Below are 20,837 nucleotides of genomic sequence, written 5' to 3' on the forward strand. Positions count from 1 at the left end.
TATTCGCCCGTTAGACGTTGAAGCGCTAACATCCTGAATTATTTTTTGCGTAGGGATTGGTAACTTGGCTGTATACCCCCATCCTGTCGCGCACGATCCAAGGAGTGATTGATGCGCGCCAACCCATCCGACACAAACGAAGCAGCTCCGGAGCACACTCCGGCTCCCCCTGCCCGACTGCGCGTACGCGAACTGGTGAGCAAATACCGTCAACCTATCGGGCTGGCCATCACCATCATTCTGTTCGCACTGGCGCTGATTGCCTGTCGGCACATGCTCACCGAGCTGGACATCTACGCCCTGCAGGACTCTCTGCTCAGCGTTCCGCTGCCTTCTCTGGGCGGCGCAGTACTGGCGACCGTCATTGGCTTCACTATTCTGCTCGGCTACGAATGGTCCGCCAGTCGTTACGCCAACGTCGAGCTGCCCGCAAAAAGCCTGGTCATGGGTGGATTCTGCGCATTTGCCATCGGTAACGCCGTCGGCTTGTCGATGCTGTCCGGCGGGTCTGTACGCTATCGCCTGTATTCCCGACTGGGCCTTGGCGCGGGCGAAGTCGCACACATGACTCTGTTTGCCAGCCTTTCCCTTGGCTGCGCCCTTCCCCCGCTGGCCGCGCTGGCGACATTGAGCGATCTTCCAGCCGCCTCACTGGCGCTGCACCTTTCAGTTCCCGTACTGGCAACCATTGCCGTCGCGGTGTTGGCGATCAGTCTGATCATCGGCGTTGCGATCTACCGTCGCCGACTGCCTGAACAGACCATCCCGCACAATCTGCTGGTGCGTGCCGGTCGCCGCACACTGCGACTCCCCGGCCTGCGTCTGACCCTGATGCAACTGGTGATCACCGCGCTGGATGTCGCTGCAGCTGCGGCAGTGCTCTATTTATTACTGCCATCTGCCCCGCCATTCGGTGCATTCCTGCTGGTGTATCTGCTGGCGCTGGCCGCCGGTGTACTGAGCCACGTCCCAGGAGGTGTCGGGGTCTTCGAAGCCATTCTGCTGACAGCATTCGCCGATGAGCTGGGTGCCGCTCCGCTAGCCGCGGCGCTGCTGCTCTATCGACTGATCTATGTGGTTCTTCCGCTGCTGATTGCCTGTCTTGTGCTGCTGTTCAGCGAGGCCAGGCGTCTGTTGTTCGCTCGCCAGGCCATGCGCGTGGCGTCAGGACTGGGCGCGCCGATTCTGGCATTGCTGGTGTTCCTCTCGGGCGTGGTACTGCTGTTCTCCGGCGCGACGCCTGAGATCGATACCCGTCTTGAAAGCCTGGGGTTCCTCATCCCGCACCGCCTGATCGACGCATCACACTTCGGCGCGAGCCTGATTGGCGTGCTGTGTCTGTTGCTGGCGCAAGGCCTGCGCCGGCGTCTGTCGGCTGCCTGGATGCTGACCACGATTCTGCTGTTCGTCGGCTCGATCCTGTCGATCCTCAAGGGCTTCGATTGGGAAGAGGCCAGCCTGCTGCTATTGACGGCGTGCCTGCTGGCGATCTTCCGCCGCTCGTTCTACCGCCCAAGCCGTCTGCTGGAACTGCCCTTCTCCCCTCTTTACCTGGTCGCCAGCATCTGCGTGCTGGGCGCCTCGTTCTGGCTGCTACTGTTCGCTTACCAGGACGTCCCGTACAGCCACCAACTGTGGTGGCAGTTCACGCTGGACGCCGACGCTCCGCGGGGTCTGCGCTCGGCATTGGGCAGCGCGGTGCTACTGGTCATCGTTTCACTGACCTGGCTGCTGCGCACCGCCCGCCCCCAGATCGACCTGCCGGACGAAGCACAGCTGGCCAAGGCTGCAGAGATCATCAAGGCGTCCAATCAGCCGGACGGCGGTCTGGTATTGACGGGCGATAAAGCCGTGCTCATGCACCCCGATGGCAACGCGTTCCTGATGTATGCCCATCGTGGCCGTAGCCTTGTGGCGCTGTACGACCCGATCGGCCCGACCCAGCAACGTGCCGAGCTGATCTGGCAATTCCGCGACCTGTGTGACGTCCACCACGCGCGCCCCGTGTTCTATCAGGTGCGTGCCGAGAATCTGCCGTTCTACATGGACATCGGCCTGACGGCGATCAAACTGGGCGAAGAGGCACGTGTCGACTTGCTCAAGTTCGACATCGAGGCTAAAGGCAAGGAGATGAAGGACCTGCGTTACACCTGGAACCGGGGTGGTCGCGACGGTCTTTCGCTGGAGATCTATGAAGTCGGTCAGGCGCCGATGGATGAGCTGAAAGTGATTTCCGATGCCTGGCTGACCGGCAAGAACGTGCGCGAAAAAGGCTTCTCTCTGGGTCGTTTCAGCCTGGACTACCTCAAGCATTTCCGCATCGCCATCGTTCATTTCGAAGGCAAGCCCGTGGCGTTTTCCAACTTGCTTGAAACCTCGCGCCACGACCTGGCAAGCCTTGATCTGATGCGTTCGCACCCGGACGCGCCGAAGCTGACCATGGAGTTCATGATGGTCGGCCTCATTCTGCATTACAAAAAGGAAGGCTACGCACGCTTCAGCCTGGGCATGGTGCCGTTGTCGGGCCTGCAACCCCGCCGCGGCGCGCCATTGACTCAACGTCTGGGTTCGATGGTCTTCAGCCGCGGTGAGCAGCTCTACAACTTCCAGGGCCTTCGCCGCTTCAAAGACAAATTCCAGCCTGACTGGGAACCTCGTTATATGGCCGTGCCTGCGGGACTCGATCCGCTGGTGGCACTGGCAGATACCGCCGCCCTTATCGCGGGCGGCCTGACTGGATTGGTGAAACGCTGATGATTCAACGCTACTGGCGCTTTTTGCTTGCAGCCCTGGTAATTCTGGTGGTGGCATTGGGTTTCTGGCTGTGGAACCGCCCCGCCGCACAACCGACGCTTGAACGCATGACGCTGGACGACGGCTCTGCGTTGATTCGTGCCACTCCGTCGACCAAGGTCAAGACACGGGTGGCCCTGGCCGTTACCACCGAAGACGCGATGACGGACAAGCAGGTGCTCGCCCTGAGCTACGACGCATCGGCTCAGGTCATTCAGGTCGTTCTGCCGAAAGATGACTGTCAGTTACAGGAAAAGGCCTTCAACGCCGCGCTGCAAAAGCTCGACGGTGCGCCGGACGTCGTGGCAGGCATCAGTGCCGGCGGCTCGGTGGCCTGGAGCTGGCTGGCCGCTCAGACCAACGACAAGGCCCAGGCCATCTCGGTGAACTTCGTCCTGAATCAGCCTGATTGCAAGGTCCCGGCACCGAAAGCTGCCGCCCATGGCAAATGGACTGTGGCCTGGAACGACGGCCCGGACGACGACACTGCGGTGTTCGTTCGCGATACGCCTAACGCCGAAACCAAAATCAGTGACTATGACATCAAGTACCCGCAGATTCTGAACACCGAAGTGCGTCATCTGCTGATTGCCGACGATTCCAGCGGCGGTCTGAACATTCCTGTCGTAGAAGTGCCTTCGAGCCAGCCATCGGACACAGTCACCCTGTTCCTCTCCGGCGATGGCGGCTGGCGCGACCTGGACAAGGACGTGGCAGGCGACATGGCGAAGTCGGGCGGCTATCCGGTCGTCGGCATCGACACCCTGCGCTACTATTGGGAACACAAGTCCCCGGAGCAGACCGCCACCGATCTGAGCGAACTGATGGCCCACTACCGGCAGAAATGGGGCGCGAAACACTTCGTCCTCGCCGGCTACTCGTTCGGCGCCGACGTATTGCCCGCGATCTACAATCGCCTGCCGGAAGATGACAAAGCGCGGGTCGACGGCATCATTCTGCTGGCCTTTGCTCGCAGCGGCAGTTTCGAGATCGCCGTCGAAGGCTGGCTCGGCGCATCCGGCAAAGAAGCAGCCACCGGCCCGGAAATGGCCAAGCTGCCAGGCGACAAGGTGTTCTGCGTCTATGGGGTAGAAGAGAAGGACGAGAGTGGCTGCACCGAAGCGACTGCTCCCGGCCAGAAACAACAACTGCCGGGCGGGCATCACTTTGACGAGGACTACCCCGCCCTGGCCAAACGCTTGATTGCCGTCATCGACAAGTGGAAAGGCAAGGAACCGCCCGAAGCTGCCAGCGCCGAGTAAATCCGGAGCTTAAAAAATCCCTGCACTCTCACGACTGCGGGGATTTTCGTTTTTATACGAACTGTTTCTGCCGAAGGCGTGGGGGGCCAGCTTGCTGACGATCGGCGACGAAGTCGTCGTGAACCCCTGCGCCCTCAAACGTCCTGACGCACCCCGTGACCAGATTTTACTACCGCTTCGCGGCACATCGTCGGCAAGCCGGACTCCCACGCCCTCCGGGCAGAGGCCTGCTTGCCGATGCTGTTTACATCTCCACCTGCGTCCCTAGCTCGATCACCCGATTGAACGGCAGCTTGAAGAAGCGCAGGTTGCCATTGGCATTCTTCAACATGAAGGCGAACAGGCCCTCCCGCCAGCGCGCCATGCCCACCAGCTTGGACGACACCACGGTCTCTCGACTGAGGAAGTAGGTGGTGCGCATCGGGCTGAAGTCCAGCTCGGCCAGGTGACACAGCTTCAGCGCGGCCGGCACATCCGGCTCATCGATGAAACCAAAGTGCAGAATGACCCGGAAGAACCCTTCACCATAGGCCTCGACCTCGAAACGCTGGGAAGCGGGAACCCGAGGGGTATCCTCGTAAACCACCGTCAGAAGCACGACTTGCTCGTGCAGCACCTGGTTGTGCAGCAGGTTATGCAACAGCGCATGAGGAACGGCGTCAGGACGCGCCGTCAGAAACACCGCGGTGCCTTGCACGCGGTGCGGCGGTTGCACCCGAATGCTGCTGATGAAGATCGGCAGCGGCAATCCGCCCTCATCGATGCGCTCCACCAGTAATTGTTTGCCGCGTTTCCAGGTGGTCATCAGGATGAACAACGCGATACCGGCCAGGAAAGGGAACGCCCCGCCCTGCACCACCTTGGGCACGTTGGCAGCGAAGAACATCCCGTCCACGAACAGACAGCCCAGCAGGATCGGAACAGCGACCATTGGCGGCCATTTCCAGGCCAGTAGCATGACCGAGGCGACCAGAATCGTGGTGCACAGCATCGTGCCAGTCACCGCGACCCCGTACGCGGAAGCCAGCGCGCCAGATGACTCGAAGCCCAGAACCAACAGGATGACCCCGACCATCAACGTCCAGTTCACGGCACCGATATAGATCTGACCCTGAGCATCGCTGGAGGTGTGCTGAATGTACATGCGCGGGATGTAGCCCAGCTGGATCGCTTGCAGCGTCATGGAGAACGCACCGGAAATCACCGCCTGCGAGGCAATAATGGTCGCCAGCGTCGACAGACCGATCAGTGGCAACAGCGCCCAGCTCGGCGCCAGCAGATAGAACGGGTTGCGTACGGCCTCCGGATTCTCGATGACCAGCGCGCCCTGACCGAAATAATTGAGCACGAGCGCGGGCAGAACCAGACCGAACCACGCACGAGAAATGGGCTTGCGGCCGAAGTGGCCCATGTCGGCGTACAACGCTTCGGCGCCCGTCAGTGCCAGGACCACCGCGCCGAGCACCGCCACGCCAATCCCCGGATGATCGATGAAGAAACGCACCGCCCAGACCGGATTGACCGCATGCAAGACCTCAGGCTGACGAACGATTCCGTGAATGCCCAGCGCCGCAAGCGTCACGAACCAGAGCACCATGACCGGGCCGAACATCACGCCGATGCGTGCGGTCCCGTGGCGCTGGATCAGAAACAGCGCCACCAGGACGATCAAGGCAATCGGCACGACCCAGTGGTCCAGTCCATCGAACGCCAACTCCATCCCCTCGACTGCCGAGAGCACCGAGATGGCCGGGGTGATCATGCTGTCGCCATAGAACAGCGCTGCCCCGAACAGACCGAAGACGATCATGGTCGCCTGTAACTTCGGAAACTTCGAGGAAGCCCGACGCGCCAGCGCCGTCAGGGCCATGATGCCGCCTTCGCCATCGTTGTCTGCGCGCAGCACCAAGGCCATGTACTTGAATGACACGACCCAGACCAGCGCCCAGAAGATCAGCGACAGAATGCCCAGCACAGCATCGTGACCGGCCTGCACACCGTACCCACCCACGAACACTTCCTTGATCGTGTACAGCGGACTGGTGCCGATATCGCCGTACGCCACTCCCACCGCCCCTACCAGCAGACTCAATGGTTTCGCCGAATGATGTCCGGCTTCGGCCTGACTAGTTGCGTGACCCATTTACCACTCCTGAAACCATGACTCGAGCACAACGGTGCGGTGCTGTCAGGTTGACCCGCGCCGCACCTGTAAATTCCGATGCACCCGGCCGACAAGGCCCGCCGGGTTCAAGGCGCGAAGCATAGCGCAGCACTCGTCGTAATTCTCGGTATAACACTGGTCAATCGCCGCGCTCATCGCTAGAATTGCGCACTTTTTGATCAGAGGCGCACCAAGCGCCCAGTCAATGCCTCGGCCAGTCGCCCAGGCATACCTACGCCGAGGTTAGTCAATGTCCACCGTCACCACGTCTGCCGCCCCCAAGGTCGGCTTTGTCAGCCTCGGCTGCCCGAAGGCTCTGGTCGATTCCGAACGCATCCTTACCCAGCTGCGCATGGAAGGCTATCAGGTCGTGCCGACCTACGAAGACGCCGACGTCGTGGTGGTCAACACCTGCGGTTTCATCGACAGCGCCAAGGCCGAATCCCTGGACACCATCGGTGAAGCCATCGCCGAAAACGGCAAGGTGATCGTGACTGGCTGCATGGGCGTTGACGAAAGCGTCATTCGCAGTGTGCACCCAAGCGTGCTGGCGGTCACCGGCCCGCAGCAGTATGAACAGGTGGTCAATGCCGTCCACGACGCCGCGCCGCCGAAACTCGATCACAACCCGCTGATCGATCTGGTGCCGCCACAAGGTATCAAGCTGACCCCGCGTCATTACGCGTACCTGAAGATTTCCGAAGGCTGCAACCACAGTTGCAGCTTCTGCATCATCCCGTCCATGCGGGGCAAGCTGGTCAGCCGTCCGGTCGGCGATGTGCTCGACGAAGCCCAGCGACTGGTCAAAGCCGGCGTAAAAGAGCTGTTGGTGATCTCACAGGACACCAGCGCCTACGGCGTCGACGTCAAGTACCGCACCGGTTTCTGGAACGGTCAGCCGGTCAAGACCCGCATGACCGAACTGTGCGTGGCCCTCAGCTCGCTGGGCGTCTGGGTACGCATGCACTACGTCTACCCGTATCCACACGTCGACGAGATCATCCCGTTGATGGCCGAGGGCAAGATCCTGCCGTACCTGGACATCCCGTTCCAGCACGCAAGCCCTAAAATCCTCAAGCTGATGAAGCGTCCAGCCTTCGAAGACAAGACCCTGGCGCGCATCAAGAAATGGCGCGAGCAGTGCCCTGACCTGATCATCCGTTCGACGTTCATCGTCGGCTTCCCGGGCGAGACCGAAGAAGACTTCCAGTACCTGCTGGACTGGCTGACAGAAGCTCAGCTGGACCGCGTCGGCTGCTTCCAGTATTCGCCGGTCGAAGGCGCCCCGGCGAACTTGCTTGACGCCCCTATCGTGCCGGACGATATCAAGCAGGACCGCTGGGACCGTTTCATGGCGCACCAGCAGGCCATCAGCGCCGCTCGCCTGCAGATGAAAATCGGCAAGGAGATCGAAGTGCTGATCGACGAAGTGGACGAGCAAGGTTTCGTCGGCCGCTCGTTCTTCGACGCGCCGGAAATCGACGGCAACGTGTTCGTCGAGAGCGACCGTGACCTGAAGCCGGGCGACAAGGTCATGTGCCGTGTCGTCGATGCCGACGAATACGATCTGTGGGCTGAGCCAATCTAAGCGACTGGCTGATCGTGCTTCGAATCCACCCCGCCCTTCAAACGGCGGGGTTTATTTTTTCTGGCTATCGTCTCCAGATCGGGACAATAAACAGACAGGAGAAGAGGCCACATGACCCACCACTCGGTCATTTACCTGCCACGGCAGCACGATTACCCGGAACTGGCCAGGGTGTGGGAGGCGTCGGTGCGCGCCACCCACGACTTTCTCCCGGAGAACTACATCACGCTGCTCCGAAACCTGCTGGAAACGCAGTATCTGGATGCCGTGAATCTGTTCTCTACCCGCGACTCGCACCTGAACATCACCGGTTTTGGCGGGACTACCCCAGGCAAACTGGAGATGCTGTTCATCGCACCGGATTATCGCGGGATGGGGCTTGGAAAGAAGCTTCTGCACTACGCGATTGAAAACTATCGGGTGACCGAACTGGATGTGAACGAGCAAAACCCTCAAGCACTGGGGTTCTATGAAAAGCAGGGGTTTGAAATCGTCGGCCGATCCGAGGTGGATGGGCTGGGCAGACCTTACCCGATGTTGCGGATGCGCTTGAAACCCACGCGCTGATGGAGCGGGGGGCGTTCGAGGCTGCGGGAGCAAACAACCCCATGGCAATTGAAAAATATCCCCCGAATGGGCGCTGACTCGATAAGCATTTTGAATGTTGCCGCGATTAACACGGCCTGCGCGGGTACAATGGGCGTCTTTCCTTTCTGTAACGGCTTTTCTCATGACTGACCCCACTCGCCTTTCCAAACGCCTTATCGAGCTGGTCGGCTGCTCGCGCCGCGAAGCCGAGCTGTTCATTGAAGGCGGCTGGGTCACGGTGGACGGCGTTGTCGTCGACGAGCCTCAGTTCAAGGTCGAGAACCAGACCGTCGCGTTGAGCCCGGACGCCAAGGCCGTCACCCCAGAGGCGGTGACCATCCTGTTCAACGTCCCCGCCGGCATGAGCCCTGAACAGGCCCTGCCCTTGATTACCCCTGAATCCCTGTCGGCCGAACACAGTTTTGGCAAGCGCCCGCTCAAGGGCCACTTTCTGCGTCTGGAAGCGATCTCGACCCTCCAGGCCAACGCCAGCGGCCTGATGGTGTTCAGCCAGGACTGGAAAATCTTGCGCAAGCTGACCGACGACCGCAGCAAGATCGAACAGGAATACGTGGTCGAGATCGACGGCGAGATGGTCGCTCACGGCCTCAACCGTCTGAACCATGGCCTGATGTACAAGGGCAAGGAACTGCCCAAGGTCAAAGCCAGCTGGCAGAACGAAACCCGTCTGCGCTTCGCCATGAAGAACCCGCAGCCCGGCGTCATCTCCCAGCTGTGCGAAGCGGTCGGCCTGAAGGTCGTGTCGATCCGCAGGATCCGGGTCGGCGGCGTGTCCATCGGCAAGGTCCCGGAAGGCCAATGGCGCTACATGACCGACAAAGAAAAATTCTGACGCCCTTTTTTTCAGCGTTGCGCCGGACGTTGCGCGCGCTCATACCCGATTGATCAGGAAACACGCATCATGATGAACAACGACGTACTGCGTAGCCTCCGCTACATGCTCGATATCAGCGACGCCAAAGTGGTGGACATCATCAAGCTGGGCGGTATGGAAGTCACCAAGGCGCAAGTGATGGCCTTCATGAAGAAAGATGAAGAGGAAGGCTTCGAGCCGTGCAGCGACGAGGTCATGGCGTACTTCCTCGACGGTCTGGTGTTCTTCAAGCGTGGCAAGGATGAAAGCCGTCCACATCTGCCGGTCGAGCTGCCGATGACCAACAACATCGTGCTCAAGAAACTGCGTGTGGCCTTCGAACTCAAGGAAGAAGACATGCACGCGATTCTCAAGGCTGCCGAGTTTCCGGTCTCAAAGCCTGAATTGAGCGCCCTGTTCCGCAAGGCCGGTCACAACAACTACCGCCCGTGTGGCGACCAGCTGCTGCGTAACTTCCTGCGTGGCCTGACTCTGCGCGTTCGCGGCTGAGCGTTGTCGACCACTCGATGAATCAAAGCTACAGCGTCTCCCCCATCGGCTTCATGCGCTCCTGCTTCAAGGAGAAGTTCGCGATCCCGCGCCAGCCGCAACTGGCGCCTGCGGCACGAGGCGTACTGGAGCTGGTGTCGCCCTTTGATCAAGGCGACGCCGTGCAAGGGCTGGAACAGGTCAGTCATGTCTGGCTGCTGTTCCTGTTTCATCAGGCTCTAGAAGACAAGCCCCGCCTGAAAGTGCGGCCGCCTCGCCTGGGCGGTAATCAATCGATAGGGGTGTTCGCGACTCGCGCCACCCACCGCCCCAACGGTATCGGTCAGTCCGTGGTCAAGCTGGAAAGAGTCGAAGCCGGCCGACTCTGGCTGTCCGGCATCGACCTGCTGGACGGCACGCCGATCCTGGACGTCAAACCCTACGTGCCCTACGCCGATGTGATCGCCGATGCGAGCAATCGCATGGCCGCCGCCGCACCCGAGCTGATACCTGTGCAATGGGACGACACCGCCCTGTTGCAGGCACGAGAGCATGGTTTGCGCCTTGCCGAGCCTCTGGTGGCGCTGATTGAACAATGCCTGGCCCAGGATCCACGCCCGGCCTATCAAGTGCCTTCTCCAGAGCGCCGTTACGGCGCGCAGTTCTGGGATCTGGATGTGCGCTGGCACTATCCGCAAGCGGGGCTGATTCGTGTGCTTGAGGTCGTTCCGGCCTCCGTTTGATCAGACCTTGTAGCTGTTGGGCTTGCCGGCGGTGGCGTCGAAAATGCGCCGCCAGCAAGCCGGACTGCTACAGATCTTGTATTCACCGTTAAGCATGGAACATACCACCGCCCACAAAAAAACCGCCTGGTCCGTGACCTCCAGGCGGTTTTTTTCAGACGCCAGATGACTGGTGCCTGTACGGACTTGGTCGCGGACAAGTCCAGCCTCACAGGATCTGTGACGGCGGCTCATCCACGACTGGGTCTGATCTGTCTCGGGACAGGTCGATGCAGTTACTTCTCGACGAAGGCGCGCTCGATCAGGTAGTCGCCAGGCTCGCGCATACGTGGCGAAACCGTCAGACCGAAGCTGTTCAACACTTCGCTGGTCTCATCGAGCATGCTTGGGCTGCCGCACAGCATGGCGCGGTCGTCCTGCGGGTTGATCGGAGGCAGGCCGATATCGCTGAACAGCTTGCCGCTGCGCATCAGGTCGGTCAGGCGGCCTTCATTTTCGAATGGTTCGCGGGTAACGGTCGGGTAGTAGATCAGCTTGTCGCGCAGCGCTTCGCCGAAGAACTCGTTCTGTGGCAGGTGCTCGGTGATGAACTCGCGGTAGGCGACTTCGTTCACGTAACGCACGCCGTGGCACAGGATGACCTTCTCGAAACGCTCGTAGGTTTCAGGGTCCTGAATCACGCTCATGAACGGCGCAAGGCCCGTACCGGTGCTCAGCAGATACAAGTGCTTGCCAGGTTTCAGGTCGTCGAGAACCAGCGTGCCCGTAGGCTTCTTGCTGATGATGATCTCGTCGCCTTCCTTGAGGTGCTGCAACTGCGAGGTCAGCGGGCCGTCTGGCACCTTGATGCTGAAGAACTCCAGATGCTCTTCCCAGTTGGGGCTGGCGATGGAGTAGGCACGCATGAGCGGGCGCCCGTTTGGCTGCTGCAGACCGATCATGACGAACTGACCGTTCTCGAAGCGCAGGCCTGGATCACGGGTGCACTTGAAACTGAAGAGGGTGTCGTTCCAGTGATGAACGCTGAGGACACGCTCGTGATTCATGTTGCTCATGGTACGTGGGAACTCCTGAAAATTTGCGTGCGCCAGTGAAAGCGCCATTGCGCGATATTCTAGTGGCAGACACAATATCTGTTAACTGAATTATCAAGATATGGGTTATCGGTTATATAGATATGCGATTCACTCTCCGTCAGCTGCAAGTCTTCGTCGCCGTAGCCCAGCAGGAAAGCGTTTCCCGCGCTGCCGTGCAGCTGTCTTTATCGCAATCTGCGGCGAGCACCTCCATCACCGAACTCGAACGGCAATCGAGCTGCCAATTGTTCGACCGCGCCGGTAAACGCCTGAGCCTCAATGCCACCGGGCGACAGTTGTTACCTCAGGCGGTCGCGCTCCTCGACCAGGCCAAGGAGATCGAGGATCTTCTCAATGGCAAGTCAGGATTCGGCTCGCTGGCGGTCGGCGCGACCCTGACGATCGGCAATTACCTGGCGACATTACTGATCGGCAGCTTCATGCAGCGCCATCCGGAAAGCCAGGTGAAGCTGCATGTGCAGAACACCGCCAACATCGTGCAGCAAGTCGCGCATTACGAAATCGATCTGGGTCTGATCGAAGGCGATTGCAGCCATCCCGATATCGAGGTTCAAACCTGGGTCGAAGACGAACTTGTGGTGTTCTGCGCCCCTCAACACCCGCTGGCCAAGCGAGGTCATGCCTCTCTGGCAGAGCTGACCCTAGAGGCGTGGATCTTGCGGGAACAGGGCTCAGGCACGCGATTGACCTTTGATCAGGCCATGCGTCATCACTTGAACAGTCTCAATATTCGACTGGAGCTGGAGCACACCGAGGCGATCAAGCGCGCCGTGGAATCCGGGCTTGGAATCGGTTGCATCTCAAGGCTTGCACTGCGCGACGCATTTCGCAGAGGCAGTCTGGTGGCGGTAGAAACGCCGGAGCTGGATCTGGTGCGCCAGTTCTATTTCATCTGGCACAAACAGAAATATCAGACTTCGGCCATCCGTGAGTTTCTCGACCTGTGCCGGTCGTTCACGGCAGGCGTTCAGCGCAGCGACGAGATCGTGCTGCCCAGCATCGCCTGACTCGTTTACTTCTGGACGATTCCATCGTTGTTTTCCTGGAGCAGCACGGCTTGCCGGCGGTGGCGGTTGAGAGAGTGTCGCCGCGAGCAAGACGTACTACCACCAGGAAGATTTCATGCGGGCAGAAAGTTTCAGCCCAGCAGAATCAGCGCCCAGACCACTGCAATCATGCTCAGCGCGACGAACTGTGCCGCACTGCCCATATCCTTGGCGTTCTTCGACAACGGATGCCGATCAAGGGAAATCCGGTCGATGGCCGCTTCGATGGCCGAGTTCAGTAACTCGACGATCAGCGCCAGCAGACAGACTGCGATGAGAATCGCACGCTCAACGCGACTGACATGAAACAGGAACGACACTGGAATCAGGATGACGTTGAGCAACACCAGCTGACGAAAAGCGGCTTCACCTTTGAAGGCGGCAGTCAAACCGTCAATCGAATAGCCGGAAGCATTGAGAATACGTTTAAGGCCGGTTTGGCCTTTGAAGGGCGACGTCATAAAAGAGACTACTGATAAATGAAGACGGTGGAGGCTAGTTCAGCGGCAGTCAAAAAAGTGTGAAGACCGACCACTGAAAACCTTGGAACAGAGGGATGCAGCCATATCAGTTCGGTGAAATCGACTCCAGCTGTTGCAGCAGCAACGCGGCCTGAGTGCGAGTACGCACGTTCAGCTTGCGGAAGATTGCCGTGACATGGGCCTTGATGGTGGCTTCCGAGACGCTGAGCTCGTAAGCGATCTGCTTGTTGAGCAAGCCTTCACACACCATGGTCAACACGCGGAACTGTTGCGGGGTCAGGCTGGCAAGCCCCTCGCTGGCGGCCTTTGCCTCGGGGGAGACGCTGACACTTTCATTGACTTGGGGTGGCCACCAGACATCGCCGTCGAGCACGGTACGGACGGCCTGCTGGATGATTTCCAGCGAGCTGGATTTGGGAATGAAACCACTGGCGCCGAACTCTCTGGACTTGACCACGACCGCCGCTTCTTCTTGCGCCGAGACCATCACCACCGGCACTTGCGGGTACTGACCGCGCAACAGCACCAACCCGGAAAATCCATAGGCACCGGGCATGTTGAGGTCCAGCAGCACCAGATCCCAATCGGACTTCTCGGTCAGGCGAGCTTCCAGATCGGCAATGCTCTCTGCTTCTACCAGCCGGGCATCCGGCCCAAGGCCCAGGCTCAAGGCTTGATGCAAGGCACTGCGAAACAAAGGGTGGTCATCGGCGATCAGGATTTCGTAGGTCATTTCATGATCCTGTTTATAGGTGAGCGCCGACGGATTCAGCCCCCACGATGGCATTCGAAAATGCCAGCCTTTACAAGTGGCCCCAACCGGGCGCAATCAACGCCAAAGCAGGCAGAAAACGGCGTTCAAGCAATCGTGCGGCGCCAAGAATGCCCAGCGAAGCCGGGGTGGTCAAGCGTGATGCTTTACGGCACAGTCTGCGCCCCTGATTCTTCTGAGTGCCATCATGCAAAACCACGCCCTGCGAGCGGACCTGCTCATGCTCCTGACTGCCATGATCTGGGGATCCGGATTCGTTGCGCAGACAGCCGGCATGGACCACATCGGCCCCTACCTGTATTCGGGGCTGCGCTTTGCCCTCGGCTCGATCTGCCTGTTGCCTCTGGTACTGCGCCGCCCTGCAACCGGCCCGGCTCCAGAGCCGTTGCTGACCCGCGGCCTGCTGCAAGGTGGCGTGGTGATGGGGCTCGCGCTGGCACTCGGAATCAACCTGCAGCAAGTAGGCCTGTTGTTTACCAGCGTCACCAACTCGGGCTTCATCACCGGGCTTTACGTGATTGTAGTTCCGCTTCTGGGGCTGTTCCTCGGCCACAAGACCGGGATGGGCACATGGCTTGGCTGCATGCTCGCGGTCATCGGCATGTTCCTGCTGAGTGTGGGCGATAACTTCCACGTGGCGTCTGGCGATTGGCTGCAGTTGATTGGCGCGTTCGTGTGGGGTGGGCATGTGGTTCTGGTGGGACTGTTCGCCAGCCGCCATGACCCGATTCGCCTGGCGTTCCTGCAATTCGTCACCTGCGCGGTGGTCAGCCTCATTCTGGCGCTGGCATTCGAACCCATCGCGATGGACGCCATCATTGCTGCGGGCCCCGCCCTGCTTTACGGCGGGGTAGTTGCCGTGGGTATCGGTTACACCCTCCAGGTGGTTGCCCAGAAGCATGCCATCGCCTCCCATGCCGCGATCATTCTTTCCCTGGAAGCGGTGTTCGCGGCAATCGCCGGAGCCTGGTTACTGGGAGAGGCATTGCAGCCGCGTGGCTACGTCGGTTGCGCGCTGATGCTGGCAGGAATGCTGCTGGCGCAGTTGTGGCCGCGCAGGGCAGAAACGGCACATTGATCTGTCTGTAGCAGTCCGGCTTGCCGGCGATGGCGATCTAGAGTGCGCGGCCGTCGCCAAGCGGATGGCTACGGCGTTCAAAACTCGCTCAGATAAAGGCTTTGAGATAGCTGTGCGGGGCATCGTCAGGATCGATCGGCAGCTGAAATTTTGCACCCAGATAATGGGCGCTGAACACGTCCAGATAGGCATCCAGCACACCACGGGCCTGGTGATCGTCTGCCAGTTCCAGACACAACGCTGCGACTTCCGCGGTGCAAAAATGGTCATCGCGCTTCGAACGGCGCAGGCGATAACGAGACATCTGCTCCGGCTCCAGACTCAGCACCGGCAAATGATCCAGATACGGACTCTTGCGGAACATCTTCCGCGCTTCGGGCCAGGTGGCATCCAGCAAGATAAAGAGCGGGCGCTTGCCTTCCTCCAGTCTGACCTCTGTCACCACCCTTTCAGCAGCAACGAACTCGCCCGGAAAGACGATGTAAGGCTGCCATTGCGGATCGTCCAGCAACGCCGGGAGCCTTTCGTCCACCTCTGTCCGTGACCAAGTGAACGCCTCGGTGTCCTTGATGACATCGGCAATCAGCCAACCGGTATTTGTGGGTTTCAGCGGCTCGGTGTCGTACATCAACAGGCACACTGCGGACTTCGCCTGAACGGTGGGTTTCCAGGCGCACAGGCAGTAACTGTCGATTACCCGACATCCCGGGCAACGTGGCGCCCGGGATCCCCGTGCGATGAAAGGCCTGGTGGTGCGGGCCAGGCGGTCGGCGCGCAGGCGCGAAACGGCATGACTCATGGGGCGAACCATCCAAGTAACGGCGATGGGCGGCAGAAAGGCAGCGGCACGATGGATATCCGGCGGAAAAAAGTCGTTGCAGTCTATCAGAGGCACCCGGTTCTCTGGTGTCCGCCGAGGGGACTCACCTATACTTGCCGGCTTGAAAGCCCCATGTCACCAGTGAACGCCAGCGCATGTCGCCGGTCCAACAACGTTCACTGCCCCAGGAGAATCCAATGCTGCGCCTCATCGCCCCCGCCCTCACGCTTTTGCTCATCGCTCCGCTGTACGCCAACGCGGCGTCCAAACAGGATTACGAACTGAACAAAGAGCTGGAACAAGTCGCGGCGAAAAGCAACGTCGGAAAGCCTAATGCAATCAGCGAGGACATCCTCGATCAAGGCTACACGGTCGACGGAAAAATCCTTATCGACCATTTGAGTGTGCAAGCGGGCCAGGCCGCGCAAATGCGCGAAAACCCTGAGCTGGTGGGTCGTCAACTGGGCACAAGCGTTTGCCGTAACCCAGGCTACCGCCAACTGATGGCCAAGGGCGCCATCCTGCGTTACGAGTTCAGAGAATACAAAACCGATCGCCCGATCACCACGCAGCAAATCACCGCAGCGGATTGCGCCGCCAAACCGCCCGTCAAGAAGAAGTAATCAGCCCCCCTAGTGCGTCGCGCGCCGTTGTTGATCTTCGGCGCGCAACTCCGCCACCAGCGCCTGAAGATAATAAGAGCGGCTTGCGTTCTGCTTCAGGCGCCTCATGCATTCCTGCTCAAGCGTCGAATCGCTGTTGCGCGCCGCTTCGGTCAGTGAGCGGAACAGATCCTGATCGATTTCCAGCCTGATGATCTCCATTTTTCCCTCCCTGGCCCGTCCACAGCCGCTTTCCTGTGGGGGGGCAAACCATAATGACTTCCGTCCGACGCGGTCGACACGCGACTCTCACGACGGCGCTATCTTGGTTGCAGTGGCGTTTATCTTGCCCTTTCATTCAGTAAATCAGAGCTGGCACGTCTGATTGCGCTGGCCGACCAGCGGGAAATCGTTGCCCCCGCCCGCAAAGAGTCGTTGCCAGCCTTGATGTTCAGGGACATCATCAGGTCATTGTTTTTTGGACAGTCATGCAGTCGTCACGCTATCAAAGCAAAAAAGGGGGTTGCCTTTCACTGTCGTCGTTTCTCGATTATTTTTTCTTTTCAACCCAAGGACATAGGCAGAATCAGTGTGGCGTTATCTGTCGCCATTCATAACTGACCATCGCCAGAGGTGGGCTAGCAGCAGCGACGCATGAGGCGTCGTGATCCTGTCGCGACACAGGATCGATGATTCTGCATAAGGAGAAAGTTTGAATGCCTTACGTACCCAATGACCTGTTATCTCGTCACTTCCAGAGTGGCGGCATCGACCTCGCCAGCAAGGTCGAAGAACAACTTAATCTGGTTGCCCCCAACAGCCCCAACCTTCCGCTGTACCGCGACATGATGCTCACCGTGCTCCGTATGGCGCAGGATGATCGCAACCGCTGGAACGCTAAAATCACCCTGCAAGCCCTGCGCGAACTGGATAACGCCTTTCGTGTTCTGGAGCAGTTTCGCGGGCGCCGCAAAGTGACGGTTTTCGGGTCTGCCCGCACCCCTGTCGAACATCCGATGTATGCGCTGGCCCGAGAACTGGGCATGAAACTCGCCGCCTCCGACCTGATGGTCATTACCGGAGCTGGTGGCGGCATAATGGCCGCAGCCCATGAAGGCGCAGGACTGGATTACAGCTTGGGCTTCAACATCACCCTGCCCTTCGAGCAACATGCCAACGCCACGGTCGATGGCACCGGCAATCTGCTGCCGTTCCACTTCTTTTTTACCCGCAAGCTGTTTTTCGTCAAGGAAGCAGACGCTCTCGTGCTGTGCCCCGGTGGTTTCGGCACGCTCGATGAAGCGTTGGAGGTGTTGACGCTGATTCAGACGGGCAAGAGCCCACTCGTTCCGATCGTACTGCTCGACGCACCAGGCGGCACGTTCTGGGAAGGCGCGCTGACGTTCATCAAAAACGAACTGGAAGCTAACCGCTATATTCTGCCCACTGACATGAACCTGTTGAAACTGGTGTACAGCGCCGACGAGGCCGTCGCCGAAATCAACCAGTTCTACAGCAACTTCCATTCAAGCCGCTGGCTGAAGAACACCTTCGTGATTCGCATGCATCACGCTCTCAGCGAGAAAGCCCTGGCTCACATGCAAGAGGCGTTCGCCGATCTCCGTCTGAGCGACGAGTTTCATCAGCACGGTTATCAGGAAGAACACGATGAAGAACAGTTCAGCCATCTCACGCGGCTGGCTTTCACGTTCAATGGTCGGAATCACGGGCGGCTGCGAGAACTGGTGGACTACATCAACCTGAGTGAAAACTGGGCCAAACCCATTCAGCCTCAGCAAGCCAGAGGCCGAGAGCCGCTGCAAGCGACATGATCAAACAGGCGGAAGAAACTTCCGTAGCAGCCGGCTTGCCGACGGTTGCTACGGAGAATCTCGCGCTATCAATCAGTAATCGTCGTAACCCTTCCCACTCAATAGACGGCTGATCAACTCAGGCGGGTACCCGCGATAACTCAGGAAGCGCATCTGCTGCCCTCGTTCACGCGCGTCTTTAGGCAATTGCCCTGCGAACTTGCGCTGCCAGGACTCCTCGAGTTTCTCTCGCCAATCGATCCCGCACTCGCGCAACGCCTGCTCGATATCGGAACGTTGCAGACCTCGCTGGCCGAGTTCTTCGCGAATACGTAAAGGGCCGTAGCCCGAACGAGCACGGTAGGAGACAAAGCTTTCGAGGTAACGCGATTCTGAAAGCAATCCCTCTTCCGTGAGACGGTCGAGGGCCGCTTCGATCATTTCTGGGGAGGCGCCGCGCTGACGCAACTTGCGCGTCAGCTCGACTCGACCGTGCTCGCGACGTGCGAGCAGGTCCATTGCGGTACGCCGTACGGCGACGGGCGTATCAAGCACTACCGACATGACTGAAATCAGAGATCGGCGTCGGCTTCGACTTCAGCCATATCGTCTTCGGCAACGCGGGACGACTGAGCTTTGACATCAGGAGCGGCGGTCAGCAATTTCTCGCGGATCTGCTTCTCCAGAGTCGCACCGATTTCCGGGTTGTCTTGCAGGAACTTGGCCGAGTTGGCTTTACCCTGACCGATCTTGCTGCCCTGATAGCTGTACCAGGCACCGGATTTCTCCAGCAGACCGTGCAAGACGCCCAGGTCAATGATTTCGCCGTTGCGGTAGATGCCCTTGCCGTACAGAATCTGGAATTCAGCCTGACGGAATGGTGGGGCTACCTTGTTCTTCACGACCTTGACGCGGGTTTCGCTACCGACCACTTCGTCGCCGTCTTTCACTGCGCCAGTACGACGGATGTCCAGACGAACCGATGCGTAGAACTTCAGTGCGTTACCACCGGTGGTGGTTTCCGGGCTACCGAACATGACGCCGATCTTCATACGGATCTGGTTGATGAAGATAACGAGGCAGTTGGCGTTCTTGATGTTACCGGTGATCTTACGAAGCGCTTGGGACATCAGACGGGCTTGCAGGCCAACGTGCATGTCGCCCATTTCGCCTTCGATTTCAGCCTTTGGCACCAGAGCGGCAACGGAGTCGACGACGATGACGTCGATGGCATTGGAGCGCACCAGCATGTCGGTGATTTCCAGCGCCTGTTCACCGGTGTCCGGCTGCGAGACCAACAGGTCGTCGACGTTGACGCCCAGCTTGCCGGCGTACTCAGGGTCGAGGGCGTGCTCGGCATCGACGAACGCACAGGTAGCGCCCATCTTTTGAGCTTCAGCGATGACCGACAGGGTCATGGTGGTTTTACCGGAAGACTCCGGACCGTAGATTTCAACGATCCGGCCTTTTGGAAGGCCGCCGATACCCAGTGCGATATCAAGGCCCAGCGAACCGGTGGAGATAGCAGGAATAGCCTGGCGGTCGTGGTCGCCCATGCGCATCACGGCGCCTTTGCCGAACTGACGCTCGATCTGACCCAAGGCCGCAGCCAAGGCTTTCTTCTTGTTGTCGTCCATTGAAGTCCTCTCGTAATCGGTTAGGCCTGACGGCCGATATAACTGTATAAGTAGCCAGTATTATTCCACAGGGTTTCGCGCGCGCCTACCCCCGATTTGGTATTTCTCCACGAGTGAGCCGGATGAGCCCCTCTAGGGCGGCCTTCACCGTTTGTCGGCGCACGGCATCACGATCACCGGCAAATTGAAAACGCTCCGCGATCAGCCGTTCTGCCACACCCCAGCAGATCCAGACAGTACCTACCGGCTTTTCTGCAGAACCACCCTCGGGACCGGCCACGCCGCTGACGGCAACCGAGAATCGAGAAGCACTGCCGGCCTGTGCACCGAGAGCCATGGCCTCGACGACTTCCCGACTGACCGCACCGACCCGGCCGAACAACTCTTGCGGAACGCCCAGTTGCCGAGTCTTCTGGCGGTTTGAATACGTGACATAGCCGGCTTCGAACCACGCCGAGCTGCCAGGAATCCGGGTAATGGCTTCGGCAATGCCTCCGCCCGTACAGGATTCAGCGGTGCTGACCTGCGCACCCGCCTCGAGCAGAAGCTGCCCCAATTGCGCAGCCAGTTGAGTGATGTCATCCACCAGGATTCTCCCTATCGTTCAAGCAATGAAGACACGCTACACGAGCCTCATTCATGCGCAAGACAGTACGCGCCCGAATGCTGCCACGCCTGCGTGAGTGCCTATGCGTTCTCCTGTTGCGTGGCTGATCCCTGTTTCTTGTCGGGACACGGTTTTTTGACTGTTTCAACGATGGTTTCACGAGGACGCTGACGCGCCTCTTCAAGGGTGATGAAGCGCCCGTTGGTTGAATCCCTTCCACGTTTGCGTCGCATACAAAATCCTTTTTTTCACACTGGCTGCCCGGAATCGGACAGCGACCGCCACAGCCTAGCCAGCCCGGAGCGGGTAATGAAGGTCTGGAAACGAGTCGTCACGAATAACCGGAACCTGCGGCCTGCGAACGTGCGTGGTAACCTTGCGCCC

General features: G+C 59.4%; 20 protein-coding genes. 11 read left to right on the forward strand and 9 right to left on the reverse strand.

Annotated features, from left to right (window positions below):
* Positions 1 to 111: 111 nt before the first annotated feature.
* Together mprF and D3M70_RS09370 are read left to right on the forward strand one after the other, a co-directional pair.
* Complete coding sequence (gene mprF, locus D3M70_RS09365; RefSeq protein WP_120125491.1) at positions 112 to 2,754, forward strand: bifunctional lysylphosphatidylglycerol flippase/synthetase MprF; 2,643 nt, start codon at positions 112 to 114, stop codon at positions 2,752 to 2,754.
* A complete protein-coding gene (locus D3M70_RS09370) occupies positions 2,754 to 4,055 on the forward strand; it encodes a virulence factor family protein (protein ID WP_120125492.1) in 1,302 nt (433 codons plus the stop codon). The genes mprF and D3M70_RS09370 overlap by 1 nt, the downstream gene beginning before the upstream one ends.
* Positions 4,056 to 4,299: 244 nt before the next feature.
* Here the strand turns inward: D3M70_RS09370 and D3M70_RS09375 are convergent, their stop codons facing one another.
* Positions 4,300 to 6,198, reverse strand: coding sequence for a potassium transporter Kup (locus D3M70_RS09375; protein ID WP_120125493.1), 1,899 nt, complete (start codon positions 6,196 to 6,198; stop codon positions 4,300 to 4,302).
* 271 nt (positions 6,199 to 6,469) lie between these two features.
* On the opposite strand from D3M70_RS09375, the gene rimO reads away from it, so the two are divergent.
* The 5 genes from rimO to tsaA all read left to right on the forward strand — a co-directional run bounded on the left by rimO (position 6,470) and on the right by tsaA (position 10,501).
* Complete coding sequence (gene rimO, locus D3M70_RS09380; RefSeq protein ID WP_120125494.1) at positions 6,470 to 7,807, forward strand: 30S ribosomal protein S12 methylthiotransferase RimO; 1,338 nt, start codon at positions 6,470 to 6,472, stop codon at positions 7,805 to 7,807.
* Between the two features lie 111 nt (positions 7,808 to 7,918).
* Positions 7,919 to 8,374 (forward strand): GNAT family N-acetyltransferase, encoded by a 456-nt coding sequence (locus D3M70_RS09385; RefSeq protein WP_120125495.1) that lies wholly within the window; start codon positions 7,919 to 7,921, stop codon positions 8,372 to 8,374.
* Positions 8,375 to 8,537: 163 nt separating this feature from the next.
* Complete coding sequence (locus D3M70_RS09390) at positions 8,538 to 9,248, forward strand: rRNA pseudouridine synthase (RefSeq protein WP_120125496.1); 711 nt, start codon at positions 8,538 to 8,540, stop codon at positions 9,246 to 9,248.
* 69 nt (positions 9,249 to 9,317) lie between these two features.
* A complete protein-coding gene (locus tag D3M70_RS09395) occupies positions 9,318 to 9,779 on the forward strand; it encodes a DUF1456 family protein (protein ID WP_120125497.1) in 462 nt (153 codons plus the stop codon).
* 17 nt (positions 9,780 to 9,796) lie between these two features.
* The gene (gene tsaA / locus D3M70_RS09400) at positions 9,797 to 10,501 is read left to right on the forward strand and encodes a tRNA (N6-threonylcarbamoyladenosine(37)-N6)-methyltransferase TrmO (RefSeq protein ID WP_120125498.1); all 705 of its coding nucleotides are present in this window, start codon (positions 9,797 to 9,799) and stop codon (positions 10,499 to 10,501) included.
* Positions 10,502 to 10,776: 275 nt separating this feature from the next.
* Here the strand turns inward: tsaA and fpr are convergent, their stop codons facing one another.
* Positions 10,777 to 11,556: a ferredoxin-NADP reductase gene (gene fpr / locus D3M70_RS09410; RefSeq protein WP_002554680.1), complete on the reverse strand. Its 780-nt coding sequence runs from the start codon at positions 11,554 to 11,556 to the stop codon at positions 10,777 to 10,779.
* Between the two features lie 122 nt (positions 11,557 to 11,678).
* Between fpr and D3M70_RS09415 the strand changes: the two genes are divergently transcribed.
* Positions 11,679 to 12,605, forward strand: coding sequence for a LysR family transcriptional regulator (locus D3M70_RS09415; protein WP_120125500.1), 927 nt, complete (start codon positions 11,679 to 11,681; stop codon positions 12,603 to 12,605).
* 131 nt (positions 12,606 to 12,736) lie between these two features.
* On the opposite strand, the gene D3M70_RS09420 is transcribed toward D3M70_RS09415, so the two are convergent.
* Complete coding sequence (locus D3M70_RS09420; RefSeq protein ID WP_120125501.1) at positions 12,737 to 13,105, reverse strand: diacylglycerol kinase; 369 nt, start codon at positions 13,103 to 13,105, stop codon at positions 12,737 to 12,739.
* A 106-nt stretch (positions 13,106 to 13,211) separates the two neighbouring features.
* Complete coding sequence (erdR, locus tag D3M70_RS09425) at positions 13,212 to 13,859, reverse strand: response regulator transcription factor ErdR (RefSeq protein WP_120125502.1); 648 nt, start codon at positions 13,857 to 13,859, stop codon at positions 13,212 to 13,214.
* A 226-nt stretch (positions 13,860 to 14,085) separates the two neighbouring features.
* On the opposite strand from erdR, the gene D3M70_RS09430 reads away from it, so the two are divergent.
* Positions 14,086 to 14,976, forward strand: a complete 891-nt coding sequence (locus D3M70_RS09430; RefSeq protein WP_120125503.1) for a DMT family transporter — start codon at positions 14,086 to 14,088, stop codon at positions 14,974 to 14,976.
* Between the two features lie 88 nt (positions 14,977 to 15,064).
* Here the strand turns inward: D3M70_RS09430 and D3M70_RS09435 are convergent, their stop codons facing one another.
* The gene (locus tag D3M70_RS09435) at positions 15,065 to 15,775 is read right to left on the reverse strand and encodes a tRNA-uridine aminocarboxypropyltransferase (protein WP_120125732.1); all 711 of its coding nucleotides are present in this window, start codon (positions 15,773 to 15,775) and stop codon (positions 15,065 to 15,067) included.
* Positions 15,776 to 15,993: 218 nt separating this feature from the next.
* Here D3M70_RS09435 and D3M70_RS09440 point away from each other — a divergent pair, with 218 nt between their 5' ends.
* A complete protein-coding gene (locus D3M70_RS09440; protein ID WP_120125504.1) occupies positions 15,994 to 16,419 on the forward strand; it encodes a PA3611 family quorum-sensing-regulated virulence factor in 426 nt (141 codons plus the stop codon).
* 9 nt (positions 16,420 to 16,428) lie between these two features.
* On the opposite strand, the gene D3M70_RS09445 is transcribed toward D3M70_RS09440, so the two are convergent.
* Positions 16,429 to 16,620 (reverse strand): hypothetical protein, encoded by a 192-nt coding sequence (locus tag D3M70_RS09445; RefSeq protein ID WP_120125505.1) that lies wholly within the window; start codon positions 16,618 to 16,620, stop codon positions 16,429 to 16,431.
* A 494-nt stretch (positions 16,621 to 17,114) separates the two neighbouring features.
* On the opposite strand from D3M70_RS09445, the gene D3M70_RS09450 reads away from it, so the two are divergent.
* Complete coding sequence (locus D3M70_RS09450; protein WP_120125506.1) at positions 17,115 to 18,230, forward strand: LOG family protein; 1,116 nt, start codon at positions 17,115 to 17,117, stop codon at positions 18,228 to 18,230.
* A 72-nt stretch (positions 18,231 to 18,302) separates the two neighbouring features.
* Here D3M70_RS09450 and recX read toward each other — a convergent pair whose 3' ends face one another.
* The 3 genes from recX to D3M70_RS09465 form a co-directional block, all read right to left on the reverse strand.
* Entirely contained in the window at positions 18,303 to 18,773 is a 471-nt protein-coding gene (gene recX / locus D3M70_RS09455; RefSeq protein ID WP_120125507.1) for a recombination regulator RecX, read from the reverse strand.
* A gap of 8 nt (positions 18,774 to 18,781) precedes the next feature.
* On the reverse strand, positions 18,782 to 19,846 hold the full coding sequence (recA, locus tag D3M70_RS09460) for a recombinase RecA (protein WP_120125508.1): 1,065 nt from the start codon (positions 19,844 to 19,846) through the stop codon (positions 18,782 to 18,784).
* An 85-nt stretch (positions 19,847 to 19,931) separates the two neighbouring features.
* Positions 19,932 to 20,432, reverse strand: a complete 501-nt coding sequence (locus tag D3M70_RS09465; RefSeq protein WP_120125509.1) for a CinA family protein — start codon at positions 20,430 to 20,432, stop codon at positions 19,932 to 19,934.
* Positions 20,433 to 20,837 lie beyond the last annotated feature (405 nt).

It is taken from the genome of Pseudomonas sp. LS-2 (genome assembly GCF_003605735.1).
Taxonomy (GTDB): domain Bacteria; phylum Pseudomonadota; class Gammaproteobacteria; order Pseudomonadales; family Pseudomonadaceae; genus Aquipseudomonas.